Consider the following 11,512-nt stretch of genomic DNA (forward strand, 5'->3'; position numbering starts at 1 on the left):
GCTAAATCCCCAGCACCGCGAGCGCGTCAGCCACGCTGTCCACCAGGAAAATCCGGTCCGCCATGGGCCGGCCTGCGGCCAGTTTCTGCAGCATTGGCCAGGCGGGCAGTTCCTGCTCCCAATGCCGCCTGCCGACCAGCACCATGGGGGTGACGGCTTCCCGGGCGCTGTAGAAATTTTCGCAGGCGTCCTGGAAGATTTCCTGCACCGTCCCCGCCGCTCCCGGCAGGAAGATAACGCCGCCGTCGCAGAGTTCCAGCAGGATCGCCTCGCGGATTGAATTGGCAAAGTACTTGGCGATGTGCGTGGCGAAGTAGTTGGGCGGTTCATGCCCGTAGAACCAGGTGGGGACACCCAGCGACGGAGTTCCGTCCGGATAACGTTCGACGACGGCGGCTGCCTCGCGTGCCCACGCGGACACCGAAGGCCGGAAGCCGGGGACGCTGACAAATCCGGCCAGCACGTCCTCGAACTCCGCCGGCGGAAGCTGGCTGAGGTAAGCGCCCAGGTTGGCGGCCTCCATGGCGCCGGGACCGCCGCCCGTTGCCACCAGCCGGCCGGCCCGGGCCAGATGCCTGCCCAGCTCGGCGGCCTGGGTGAATTCCGGGGTGCCTCGCCGGGCCGTGTGCCCGCCCATTACCCCCACGGTGGTCTGGCCGGCATGGAGATCCGAGCCCATGAACTCATCCAGTGCGTCGCCGATGGCGTGATCGTGCAGCGCCGAGGCCAGAGTGGCGTCCAGTCGGTGCCGCTGCCCCGGGCGGATGCTCCAGTGGTACACGAGGGCGTCAGGCAGTTCCTCGTAGGGCGCGTGGTCCAGCCCGGCATACAGTTCCTGCGGCGTGTAGAGCGCTGCCCGGTACGGATCGAACGGGACGCCCTGCAGCCGGGGAAATATCAGCGCACCGCGGCGGCGGAGTCCTTCCTCCACGTCCTGGCTGAAGGTGCAGCCGAGGAAGATTGCGCCTTCCACGTCCAGCCTTTCCAGCGCTGCCGTCCGGCCCCGCAGATCCAGGGACTGGGCGTGCCAGCCGCGCATGGCCACGGCGCCGGAGCCGACCAAGCGGTCGAAGCTCTCCAGGCTCTCGACTTCAATGGTCCGCGGGCTGGGGACCAGGCCGCCTGCGGGGTTCACGCCGGCGGTCCTAGCGTGCCAGCCCGGACGTGCCCGCCGCGTACTGGTCCAGCCGGAGCAGGGTCTTCTCGATACTGGCCGGATGGCGTCGCAGGTAGCCTGCCAGCCGGAGGAAGAACTTGCCCCGGACTGCCCTGGCGTCCCACTGCTCCGTAACAAGCGTCCCGGCCCTACCATCGGCGTCGACGGCCGGTTCGAGGATGTAGCGCCAAATGTGGCCGTAAAAATGGCGCCAGGCGATGCGCCGCCCTTCCTCAAACTCGCAGACGGTGTTGAGGATCTTGTAGTCCACTTTCATGTTCATTTCCATGCCGAACCGGGCTCCCAGGGCCAAGCGCCCGGGTCCGCGGGGCTGGGCACCCTTCACGGTGCCGGAGCCATCGATCACGCTATGCAGAGCCGGCGTGGCCAGCACCTCGAAGATGGTCACCGGTGCTGCGGGGATAAATCTCTCACGGGATACCAGGTAGCGGTTAATCATTCCCCCAGCCTAGCCATCCCCCACCCCCGGAGTTTTGGTCCAGATAATGCTTGGAAAACAGGTGCGAACGGAGATTGGCGGACAAAAACTCTTGACCGCCGGGCGGGGCGGGCGTAAGTTTTAATCAATCAATCAGTTGATCAATGAAGTTGTTGATTAGGTACGGTTGATTGAGCAGAAAGGTCCGCCACCATGAACTCCGACGACGGCACCCTGGACTCGGCCTTTATGGCCCTGGCCGATCCCGTGCGGCGGCAGATCATTGCCCGGCTCAGCCGGGGGCAGGCCACGGTCAACGAATTGGCGGAACCCTTCGCGATCACCAAACAGGCGGTCTCGAAGCACATCCAGGTCCTCGAGCAGGCAGGGCTCGTCACCCGCACGCGTGACGCCCAGCGCCGGCCGGTACACCTGAATCCTGCACGGCTGGAGGCACTCACAGCGTGGATCGACCAGTACCGGCTGGTCCGCGAAGAGCAGTTCCGCAGCCTGGAAGCCGTGCTCCGTTCAACTGCCGCCACCGGCAGCGCACACCCCAAGGAATCATCATGAGCAATCCACTGAACCTCACCGTTCCTGAGGGACTCCCCTTTATCGACTACGAGCGCGAGTTCGAATTCCCGGTGGCGGACGTATTCCGCGCCCACAAGGACCCCGCCCTGATCACCCAATGGCTCGGTCCGCGCGGCCTGAAGATGGAAATCGACCACTACGACTTCCGGACCGGCGGAACCTACAGCTACCTGCACACCGGGCCCGACGGCGTGGCGTACGAGTTCAGCGGCGTCTTCCACACGGTCCGGGAAAACGAGTTCGCCATCCAGACGTTCGAATTCGGTGGATACCCGGACATTGTCAGCCTCGAATTCATGACGTTCGAGGACCTCGGCAACGGGCGCACGCGCCTGCGTGGCCACTCCGTCTATCCAAGCCTGGAAGCCCGGGACGGCATGGCACAGTCGGGCATGGAGGGCGGCATGACCGAAGGCTACGAACGGCTCGACGAACTGCTGAGCGGCGCAAAGGTCTGAAGCCTCAAAAGTACGACGACGGACGGTCACCTTCCCGGGGAAGGTCACCGTCCGTCGTCGTACGCGGTAAATGCGGCAGCCAAAGGCCCCCAGATCCCTGGTCTGACGTCAGGACATTGATCCGCCGCGGTCTCGCCACCGATTAGCCGATTACGCACCCTTGACCTTCACTGGACGCCTGCTAATATCAACAAAAGGAAGCATGTCCTATCAAAAGAACAAAGGGTGACATACTCGGCGCCGCCAGCTGACGGAGGGTGCCGGGTTGAGCCTGGAACGCGGGGAACCTCCAGTGGCGAATCAGCTTGGTCTCACCATCGACCGATCCTCTCCTGTGCCCCTGTACCACCAGGTGGTGCAAGGCATCGAGGCTGCCATCCACAGCGGAGTCCTGGAGCCGGGGAGCCGGCTGGACAATGAAATCGACCTCGCGGCACAGCTCAACCTGTCCCGGCCCACCATGCGCAAGGCCATGGACGAACTGGTCCGATCCGGCCTGCTGGTCCGTAAGCGCGGCGTGGGCACGCAGGTGGTTTCCAGCCAGGTCCGCCGCCCGCTGGAACTGTCCAGCCTGTTCGACGACCTCACGAACAACGGAAAGAAGCCCACCACCGAGGTGCTCAGCTTTTCCCACATGGAAGCCGACGCCGCTACCCTGGCCGCCCTGCAGCTGCCGCCCGGCTCGAAGGTCTACCACTTCACCCGCCTGCGCAAGGTGGGCGGCAAGCCGCTGGCCCTGATGGAGAACTGGGTCCGCGATGACATCGCCACCATGGACGAGGCCATGCTTGCCGCCGAAGGCCTCTACTCCATCCTGCGCCGGGGCGGCGTCAACTTCCGCCTGGCCACCCAGCGGATCGGCGCGATGATCGCCAACGACTATCAGGCCCCGCTGCTCGAGGCGGAGGTCAACTCCGCGCTGGTGACCATGGAACGCACTGCCGTGGACGATACCGGCCGCCGCGTGGAGACCGGCCACCACGTGTACCGGGCCGATTCCTACAGCTTTGAAATGACTCTCGTACAGCGCTAACGCAAGGACTTCTGCCATGACCAACTGGGTCTACCCCCTGGGCTCCGCCGCCGACGGCAACTGGGACATCTCGCTCGGAACGTCGGATTCCGCCACCGCCGTGGACGGCTGGGCTCACACCGGGCTGAAGGTCGCCACCCTTGCCGCGGGCGCCGCCGTCGAACTTCCCGCGGCCGGCGAGGAACGCATCGTGGTTCCGCTCAACGGCTCCTTCACGGTCACCGTGGACGGCGTGGATTACCCCCTTGCCGGGCGGCGCTCAGTGTTCCACGGCCCCAGCGACGTCCTCTATTCGGGCATCGGCAAGACCATAAGCATCAGCTCAGCTGATGGCGGCCGCGTCGCGGTCGCCACTGCCCCGGCCCATTCCACATACCCCACCCGCCTCGTCACGGCCGCCGAGACACCCGTGGAACTACGCGGCGCCGGCAACTGCTCCCGCCAGGTGCACAACTTCGGCACCCCGGCAGCGCTGGAGGCAGACCGCTTTATCGTCTGCGAGGTCCTCACGCCCGCGGGCAACTGGTCCTCGTATCCGCCGCACAAGCACGACGAGGAAAAGGACGGCGAAACCAGCCTTGAGGAGATCTACTACTTCGAGACTCAGGTGACCGCCGGCTCCGGGGCACCCGCGGACGCCGACGCCATTGGCTACCAGCGCGTCTACGCCTCCGATGACCGCCCCATCGATGTGGCCGCCGAGGTCCGCACCGGCGACGTAGTTCTGGTCCCCTACGGTTGGCACGGCCCCGCGATGGCGGCACCCGGCTACGACTTGTACTACCTCAATGTGATGGCCGGACCGGGACCCGTGCGCGAATGGCTGATCAGCGACGACCCCCACCATGGCTGGGTGCGGCAGAGCTGGGACGGGCAGGACATCGACCCCCGGCTGCCGTTCACGGCGTAGCGGGCGCGAAAGTTTAAGGAATCCAGTAACGCCCGGATAACGCGCCCAGTGGTTCACTCGATACTCAAAGGCTCAGCAGAAATTGGGGAGCTGCTTCAATGCCTTTGCGATGCACCACCAAGTACCGTTTGGAACGGCGTCATGGTCAATCGATCCGACCACGTCCGACGCCGCGACACGCGGCTGTAACCGGATGGACCGTGGAGGACATGAGCGACGCATCCCGGGCCCGGGAGCCTGCGGAGAGTGGACGACTGAGGCCCAAGCGTGGCGCGTTCCCAACGCCAAGGTCAGAGATCGAGGCGGCGAAGCAATACGCCCCCGACGCCGACGCCGAGCAAGAAGAGCACGGCACGGATGGAGAGCCGATTCCTCCGCAACGTAGCGAGCATCCCCAGCCGGAAGCTCCCTAATCCGGCCCGCAACATCCTCATATATGGCCCCAAGGAGAGACCATGCCTGTGCAAACCCCTAAGCGCGGCGCTATACCGACACCTCGTAGCGCGCTGGCTGCAGCGACCCCCCATATGCCGACGATCGGCGCTCCTCCGCACCATCTCATGAAACCGAAAAAACTTTCAATGTGGGGCAACGACGTCCATGGGGACTGCGTCACTGCCGAGGAGGCATTCGCCAAGGCGTGCCACAACCCGGAAATATTCATCCGTGAGGCGGAAGCCATAGCCTGGGCCACGCGTCACGACGTTTTGGAGGGCGCCTACCTGACCCAGGTCATGACCTGGATGCAGACCGACGGATTCGTCAAAGGCTCCACCGTCTACGATGACGGACCATACTTGTCAGTCGACTGGTCCAACCCCGCCGTCCTGCAAAGCGCCATCTCCCACGGCCCGGTCAAGATCGGTGTAGCAGCGGACCAAATCGAGCGGGCGTGGCACACGACCGATGGCAAGACTGGATGGGTCGCCGCCGGATTCCACAGCGACCCGAACGAGGATCACTGCGTCGCGCTTTGCGGATACGGCACCATTGACTGGTTGGCGGCCCAACTGGGCGCCCAGGTCCCCTCCGGAGTCGCCGGATCGCAGCCGGGTTATGCCATGTTTACCTGGAACTCCATCGGCATCATCGATGTCCCGTCGATGACTGCGGTCACCCACGAAGCGTGGCTGCGCCGACCCACTACGGTGACCAAGCCGGTGCACCCGGTGGCTAATGCACCGGCCCTTGTGGAGACCAGCAAATCACACGTTTAGAGGTCCGCACCGCGTCCGGACCCTGCTCCACGACCCGGAGGCACATATTGCTTCGGCGGACGTGGTGGCGGGGTCAGCGACCCGCGCGAGGCGCAGCCACGCGGGGTCAGCCGGCCACCTTGATCGCCACCGTGACGGGCGCCCCCGTGGCCAGCGATTCCTGGGCGGCATCGGCCACCCGGGAGGCTGCCACCGCGTCCTCGGGCGTGCACGGGTTCTCCCGCTCCCCCAGGATCAGCTCCACGAATGCCTCCATCTCGGACCGGTAGGCCTGGTCGAAGCGCTCCGCGAAGGTCTGATGCGGCTCCCCGTCGGGGAAGCCGACTCCGGCTTCCGTGGAGGCCAGCGCGGACTTGGCGTCCAGGCCCACCATGACCGAGCGGCCGGACCCCTGGATCTCCAGGCGGACATCGTGGCCCGCACCGTTGTACCGGCCGGCCGAGACCGTCCCCACGGTGCCGTCGTCGAACGAAATCACGGCCAGCGCCGTGTCCACGTCGCCCACCGCCCCGATGGCCGGGTCGCCGTTGTTGGAGCCCTTGGCATAGACTTCCACGATCTCGCGGCCGGTTAGCCAGCGCAGGATGTCGAAGTCGTGGACGGAGCAGTCGCGGAACAGTCCGCCGGACGTCGCCAGGAATTCCACGGGCGGCGGCGCCATGTCGCAGGTGACAGCCCGCAGCGAGTGGATCCAGCCCAGCTCGCCGGCCTGGAAGGCACGCTTGGCTTCCAGGTAGCCGGCATCGAAGCGGCGCTGGTGGCCGATCTGGACTACACCGTTGTTGTCCTTGATGTAGTCCAGGACCGGCAGCGCATCGGCCACCTTCATGGCCACCGGTTTCTCGCAGAACACCGGAATGCCGGCGTCCACACCGGCCCGGATGAGTTCCGGGTGGGTCCCGGTTCCGGTGGCAATGACCAGGCCGTCCACACCGGAGGCGATCAGGTCCGCAACGGACGGCAGGAACTCGGCGCCGAGGCCTGCCGCGACGTTCCGTGCGTGGTCTGCGGCAACGTCCGTCAGCCTGAGCCGGACATTGATGCCGCGCGGATTGAGGGCACCGTTGAGTGCGGCGATGTTGTTGGCGTGCATGACGCCAATGCGCCCCACTCCAACCAAACCGAGAATGACATCCTTCATAGTTTTCCTTCGTAGGTAGTGGAGTTAATGGATCGTGGCGGGCTGGACGGTGAACGCTGCCCGGAACGCCTCCAGGGCCGCCTCACTGTCGCCGCTGGCCCACGCTTCCATGCCCACTGTGCCGTCGTACCCGGCCTCGGCGAGCGCCCGGGCCACTGCCCGGTAATTGATCTCGCCGGTGCCGGGCTCGCAGCGGCCCGGCACGTCCGCCACCTGGATTTCGCCGATGTGCGGCAGGGCAGTGCGGACCAGTTCGATGAGGTTCCCCTCCCCCAGCTGGGCGTGGTAGAGGTCCAGCATGAGCTTTACGTTCGGGTGTCCGGCTGCTTCCACCAGGGCCAGGGTGTCCTTGGCGCGGGCCAGCGGGATGCCGGGGTGGTCCAGGATGGTGTTGAGGTTCTCTAGGCAGAAGGTCACCTGATGTTTCTCCCCCAGGGCGCCGAGGCGTTCCAGGGTCCGTGAACCGGTGCTCCACATGGGGCCGGTGGAGCGGAAGACGGGACGCGCCGCCTTGCCGTCCACCAGTTCCGCGGAGTGCACCACCATGCGGCTGACCCCGAGCTCCAGGGCCGTGGGAATCAGCGATTCAGCCGTCCGGACCACGTCGTCGGCGGTTGCGGGGTCCACCAGGCTCCCGGCCGTGTATCCGGTCATGGAGGAAAACACCGCCCCGGTCGCTTTGAGCGCTGCCAGGTCCTTGGTGCGGGAATCCCACAGTTCCACGTCGAACCCGGCGTCGTGGATGCGCCGCACCCGTTCGGTGAAGGGCAAGTCGGTGAACACCATCTCCGCGCAGACGGCCAGCCGCATCAGACTCGTGCCTTGGCGGCCGCGGGAACAGCCACCGGGGCACCCTGTTTGACGGATTCAATGCATGCCAGTGCGACGGCGAGGGCGCGCCGGGCGTCTGCGGCTCCCGGGGTGAGGGCGAAATCGCCCGACGGCGGCGGCGTACCGTCGCGCCGCGACCTCACCACGGCGGTAAAGTCGGCGAGTTCGTCGGTGTAGGCGTCCCGGAAGAGTTCCACGTTGAGCCGCGGAGTGTCTGCCGTGAGGCCGTCCGCGGTGTAGCGCCGGGCCGCGGTTTCGGTGGCACGGCCGGCCTGCACCATGCCCTTGGAGCCGAAGACCTCGCCGCGGACGTCGTAGCCGTACAGGGCGCTGAAGTTCGCCTCCGCCACGGCGATGGCTCCGTTGCTGTAACGGATGGTGACCACGGCGGTGTCGAGGAAGCCCTGGTCACGAAGGTCCGGTTCCACCAGGGCGTCGGCCACTGCGTAGACCTCCACGGGTTCGGCGCCTTCGTTGAACCAGTTGAGGGTGTCGAAGTCGTGGATGAGGGTCTCCAGGAAGATGGTCCAGGCAGGGACGCGGGCGGCATTCGGGATGCTGCCATTGCCCGGATCACGCGTCAGCGATCGCAGGAGCTGCGGCTGACCGGCGAGTCCCGCCGTCAAATCCTGCTTGGCGGCCTGGAAGTCGGCGGCGTACCGGCGGTTGAAGCCAATCTGAAAGTGCACGCCGGCAGCCTCCACGGCGGCGAGTGCGGCATCGAGCTCGTCAAGTCCCTGGGCGGCTGGCTTTTCGCAGAAAACATGCTTTCCGGCGGCGGCCGCCTGCGTGGTCAGGGCCGCATGGAAGCGGGCGGGGCTGGCGATGATGACGGCATCGATCTCGGGATCAGCCAGGATGTCCTCCGCGCTGGCCGTCACCTTGGCCGTGCCGAGCGTGGCAGCCAGCGCGCCGGCGGATTCAAGGTTGGGGTCGGCGATGGCGGCGAGCACGGCGTCCGGGACCCGGCGGGCGATGCTCTCCGCATGGAATGCGCCCATCCAGCCCGAACCGATGAGCCCGATGCGCACCGGGGCCGGGAGTGAGGTGGAGTTCTGTGCGAGGTAAGCCATGGCTTGTCCTTTCAGTAGGTCGAAAAGTTTGTACGTAGATATCAGAGCGGGTGCGGTTCAGTGCCGGGCGGTGCGGCCCGGGCTGGCCGGCTCGCCGGGAAATACGACGCCGAGCTGGCGGCGGATCTCGTCGGCTACTTCCAAGGTCCGGATGGAGGCCTCCAGCGTGCGTTGGCCGGCATGGGTGCTTCCGGCGGAAATCGCGCGGGCCACGGCTGCGGCCTCATAGTGCAGGCCTTCGAAATGACCGCCCGCGGGTTCGTCATGGCGCAGCCGTGTGCCGTCAGGGAAGCGGACCTCGAAACCGCCGGGCATGTTGAATGGGCCGTCGATGGTCAGCGTTGCGTCGGATCCCACCACAGTGGCGGCCGTGGGCGTGAAGTTGTGCAGTTGGGTGTTCACCACGGCCTGGGCGCCGCCGTCGAACTGCATCACGGCGGACAGCTGGGCGTTGACCCCGGAATCATGCGGTTGCCCCAAGGCGGCCAGCTGCTGCGGGCGGCCCAGTACCTCGGTAACCAGGGCCAGCGGGTAGGTGCCCAGGTCAAGCAGCGGGCCGCCGGCCAGTTCCGGGCTGAAGATGCGGTGGGAGGGGTCGAAGTGTTCGCCGTATTCCGCGACGACCGTGGATATGGTTCCCAAGGTGCCGGCGTCGAGGATCTGGCGAATGACGTCAAACTTGGGCAGGAAGAACGTCCACATGGCCTCCGCGGCGAAAACCCCGGCGGTTTCGGCCAGGTGGGCCAGGTCCCGTGCCTGGTCCGCGTTGAGTCCGATCGGCTTCTCGATCAGGACGTGCTTTCCGGCGTCGATGGCCAGCACCGCGGCCGCGTGGTGGCCGGTGTGCGGGGTGCACACGTAGACGATATCGATATCAGGGGCGGCGGCCAGTTCCTCATAACTGCCGTAGGCCGCGGGAACATTGTACGTGTCCGCAAAGGCTTTGGACCGGCTCAGCGACCGGGACCCGACGGCGGCGATCACCTGCCCGGTGTACGCCTGGACGGATTCGGTGAAGCGTTCGGCAATCCAGCCCGGACCCATGATGCCCCACCGCAGCACCGGGGCGTCACGGGATTCGGGGACCCGGGACTGCGGGAGTCCTGCAGCTCTCATGCGTAGCTGACTTTCGTGACCGCGCCGTCGCTGTGCAGCGACTGGATCATGGCCTGGGCAACAAGGGAGGCGTTGAGGCCGTCCTGCGCGCCAGCCAGGGCCGGCTTGTCCCCGGCGGCGAGCGCCGAGATCCATGCCTGCAGCTGCAGCCGGTAGGCATCGGCGAACCGCGGACGCCAGTCCGCAGGGACCTGTTCCTGTTTGGTTCCCTCCTGTTCAAAAAGCAGCGGAGCCGGGTCCTGCAGGGCCGCCGTGCCGCGTTCCGAAACAACCTCGCAGCGGGTGGCGTAGCCGTACTGCGCGTTGAGGAACAGTTCCAGCGTGGTGAGGGTTCCGTCCGCGGTGCGGAGCGTCATGAACGCGGGGTCCCGCAGTCCGCCGTCGGCGTTCCAGGTGCTCTTTCCGGCCTGCCATGACACTTCGGTGACGGGCGAGCCCAGCAGCCAGGGAATGATGTCCAGCTCGTGGATGGCAGAGTTGGTGATGGCCGATTCGGCGGTGGCGCCGGGAGCTGCGGAAGCGTTCCGGCTGATGCAGTGGACCATCAACGGCTCGCCCTGCACCCGGCCCTGCACGGCCTGCCGCAGCGCCACGTAGCCCGGGTCGAAGCGCCGCATGAAGCCGAGCGTGAGCAGGGAAGTTCCAGTTGCGGCCACCATGTCGGCGTCCGCGGCCACCACGTCCAGGCTTTCCAAGAGCGTGGGCGCCAGCGGCTTTTCGCACAGGACCGGCGTCATCGCTTCAAAGCATTCCAGGACCAGGCCGGCGTGGGTGGAATCGTGGGAGGCAACTACGACGGCGTCCACCTCGCTTGAGTGGATCAGCTCCGAAGGGTCCGTGGTGATGCGGGCCGACGGCGGCGCTGCCGCGGCGGCACGGTCGGCGTCGAGATCTGCCACAAAGGTAACTTCGGCGCCGCCGATGGTGGTGGAAAGGTTCCTGATGTGGTCCGCGCCCATGATTCCGGCGCCGATGACGCCTACCCGGATCGGCATGGTGTTCCCTTCATTGATATTCGTATGATTCGCCCCTTGGCAGGCGCACAGGCGCCGGGATACCCCGGAGGATGTCCGGAGCACCCGGTCGGGCGCCGCCGCTAGGCGTGTTTCGGGCCGACGGCGGGAGCGGTGTCTGCGACGTCGGCGACTTCGGCCTGGACTTCTTTGAGGGCCTCGGTGTGGCCGCCGAGTTGTTCGAGTTCGTGGGCGAGTTCGGCGAGTTCGGCACCGCCGGCCATCTGGGCGGTGAGTTCATCCAGGGTGATGTCTTTTTTGTCGTAGTAGCCGATGGACTTGCCGCGTTTGAGCAGCAGGAACCGGTCCCCCACGGGGAAGGCGTGGTGCGGGTTGTGGGTGATGAAGATGACCCCCAGGCCGCGGTCGCGGGCCTGCAGGATGTACCGCAGGACCACGCCGGACTGCTTCACGCCCAACGCGGCCGTCGGTTCGTCCAGGATCAGGACCTTCGCGCCGAAATACACGGCCCGGGCGATCGCCACACACTGCCGCTCACCGCCGGAAAGCTGTCCGATGGGCTGCTCCACG

Annotated in this window: 13 protein-coding genes; 5 read left to right on the forward strand and 8 right to left on the reverse strand. The window is 66.3% G+C overall.

Annotation, left to right across the window (positions count from 1 at the left end):
* Position 1: 1 nt before the first annotated feature.
* Positions 2 to 1,135: an LOG family protein gene (locus tag NQJ30_RS15460; protein ID WP_255770888.1), complete on the reverse strand. Its 1,134-nt coding sequence runs from the start codon at positions 1,133 to 1,135 to the stop codon at positions 2 to 4.
* Positions 1,136 to 1,145: 10 nt separating this feature from the next.
* Positions 1,146 to 1,616 carry a polyketide cyclase / dehydrase and lipid transport gene (locus tag NQJ30_RS15465; RefSeq protein WP_255770889.1) on the reverse strand — a complete coding sequence of 157 codons (471 nt, stop codon included), beginning with the start codon at positions 1,614 to 1,616 and terminating at the stop codon, positions 1,146 to 1,148.
* 192 nt (positions 1,617 to 1,808) lie between these two features.
* Here NQJ30_RS15465 and NQJ30_RS15470 point away from each other — a divergent pair, with 192 nt between their 5' ends.
* The 5 genes from NQJ30_RS15470 (at position 1,809) to NQJ30_RS15490 (ending at position 5,807) form a co-directional block, all read left to right on the forward strand.
* Positions 1,809 to 2,168 (forward strand): ArsR/SmtB family transcription factor, encoded by a 360-nt coding sequence (locus NQJ30_RS15470; protein ID WP_255770890.1) that lies wholly within the window; start codon positions 1,809 to 1,811, stop codon positions 2,166 to 2,168.
* Positions 2,165 to 2,647, forward strand: a complete 483-nt coding sequence (locus NQJ30_RS15475) for an SRPBCC family protein (RefSeq protein WP_255770891.1) — start codon at positions 2,165 to 2,167, stop codon at positions 2,645 to 2,647. Before NQJ30_RS15470 ends, NQJ30_RS15475 begins: the two co-directional genes overlap by 4 nt.
* A 292-nt stretch (positions 2,648 to 2,939) precedes the next feature.
* A complete protein-coding gene (locus tag NQJ30_RS15480) occupies positions 2,940 to 3,680 on the forward strand; it encodes a GntR family transcriptional regulator (protein ID WP_255770892.1) in 741 nt (246 codons plus the stop codon).
* Positions 3,681 to 3,696: 16 nt separating this feature from the next.
* Positions 3,697 to 4,590 (forward strand): 5-deoxy-glucuronate isomerase, encoded by an 894-nt coding sequence (iolB, locus tag NQJ30_RS15485; protein ID WP_255770893.1) that lies wholly within the window; start codon positions 3,697 to 3,699, stop codon positions 4,588 to 4,590.
* A 560-nt stretch (positions 4,591 to 5,150) separates the two neighbouring features.
* The gene (locus NQJ30_RS15490; RefSeq protein WP_255770894.1) at positions 5,151 to 5,807 is read left to right on the forward strand and encodes a hypothetical protein; all 657 of its coding nucleotides are present in this window, start codon (positions 5,151 to 5,153) and stop codon (positions 5,805 to 5,807) included.
* A gap of 106 nt (positions 5,808 to 5,913) precedes the next feature.
* On the opposite strand, the gene NQJ30_RS15495 is transcribed toward NQJ30_RS15490, so the two are convergent.
* The 6 genes from NQJ30_RS15495 to NQJ30_RS15520 all read right to left on the reverse strand — a co-directional run.
* On the reverse strand, positions 5,914 to 6,948 hold the full coding sequence (locus NQJ30_RS15495; RefSeq protein ID WP_255770895.1) for a Gfo/Idh/MocA family oxidoreductase: 1,035 nt from the start codon (positions 6,946 to 6,948) through the stop codon (positions 5,914 to 5,916).
* A gap of 24 nt (positions 6,949 to 6,972) precedes the next feature.
* On the reverse strand, positions 6,973 to 7,758 hold the full coding sequence (locus NQJ30_RS15500; RefSeq protein WP_255770896.1) for a TIM barrel protein: 786 nt from the start codon (positions 7,756 to 7,758) through the stop codon (positions 6,973 to 6,975).
* Entirely contained in the window at positions 7,758 to 8,852 is a 1,095-nt protein-coding gene (locus NQJ30_RS15505; RefSeq protein WP_255770897.1) for a Gfo/Idh/MocA family oxidoreductase, read from the reverse strand. Before NQJ30_RS15505 ends, NQJ30_RS15500 begins: the two co-directional genes overlap by 1 nt.
* Before the next feature lie 57 nt (positions 8,853 to 8,909).
* Complete coding sequence (locus tag NQJ30_RS15510) at positions 8,910 to 9,968, reverse strand: Gfo/Idh/MocA family protein (RefSeq protein WP_255770898.1); 1,059 nt, start codon at positions 9,966 to 9,968, stop codon at positions 8,910 to 8,912.
* Positions 9,965 to 10,963 (reverse strand): Gfo/Idh/MocA family oxidoreductase, encoded by a 999-nt coding sequence (locus NQJ30_RS15515; protein WP_255770899.1) that lies wholly within the window; start codon positions 10,961 to 10,963, stop codon positions 9,965 to 9,967. The genes NQJ30_RS15510 and NQJ30_RS15515 overlap by 4 nt, the downstream gene beginning before the upstream one ends.
* 101 nt (positions 10,964 to 11,064) lie before the next feature.
* Positions 11,065 to 11,512 (reverse strand): ATP-binding cassette domain-containing protein (locus NQJ30_RS15520; protein ID WP_255770900.1); only part of this gene is annotated, 448 nt, incomplete at its 5' end.

The sequence above is a fragment of the Pseudarthrobacter sulfonivorans genome, assembly GCF_024391045.1.
Taxonomy (GTDB): domain Bacteria; phylum Actinomycetota; class Actinomycetes; order Actinomycetales; family Micrococcaceae; genus Arthrobacter; species Arthrobacter sulfonivorans_B.

Excerpts from the sequence above, each read along its gene's own strand:
- NQJ30_RS15465 (WP_255770889.1), bottom strand. The coding sequence starts at position 1,616 with ATGATTAACCGCTACCTGGTATCCCGTGAGAGATTTATCCCCGCAGCA.
- NQJ30_RS15470 (WP_255770890.1), top strand. The coding sequence starts at position 1,809 with ATGAACTCCGACGACGGCACCCTGGACTCGGCCTTTATGGCCCTGGCC.
- NQJ30_RS15475 (WP_255770891.1), top strand. The coding sequence starts at position 2,165 with ATGAGCAATCCACTGAACCTCACCGTTCCTGAGGGACTCCCCTTTATC.
- iolB (WP_255770893.1), top strand. The coding sequence starts at position 3,697 with ATGACCAACTGGGTCTACCCCCTGGGCTCCGCCGCCGACGGCAACTGG.
- NQJ30_RS15490 (WP_255770894.1), top strand. The coding sequence starts at position 5,151 with ATGAAACCGAAAAAACTTTCAATGTGGGGCAACGACGTCCATGGGGAC.
- NQJ30_RS15495 (WP_255770895.1), bottom strand. The coding sequence starts at position 6,948 with ATGAAGGATGTCATTCTCGGTTTGGTTGGAGTGGGGCGCATTGGCGTC.
- NQJ30_RS15500 (WP_255770896.1), bottom strand. The coding sequence starts at position 7,758 with ATGCGGCTGGCCGTCTGCGCGGAGATGGTGTTCACCGACTTGCCCTTC.
- NQJ30_RS15505 (WP_255770897.1), bottom strand. The coding sequence starts at position 8,852 with ATGGCTTACCTCGCACAGAACTCCACCTCACTCCCGGCCCCGGTGCGC.
- NQJ30_RS15510 (WP_255770898.1), bottom strand. The coding sequence starts at position 9,968 with ATGAGAGCTGCAGGACTCCCGCAGTCCCGGGTCCCCGAATCCCGTGAC.
- NQJ30_RS15515 (WP_255770899.1), bottom strand. The coding sequence starts at position 10,963 with ATGCCGATCCGGGTAGGCGTCATCGGCGCCGGAATCATGGGCGCGGAC.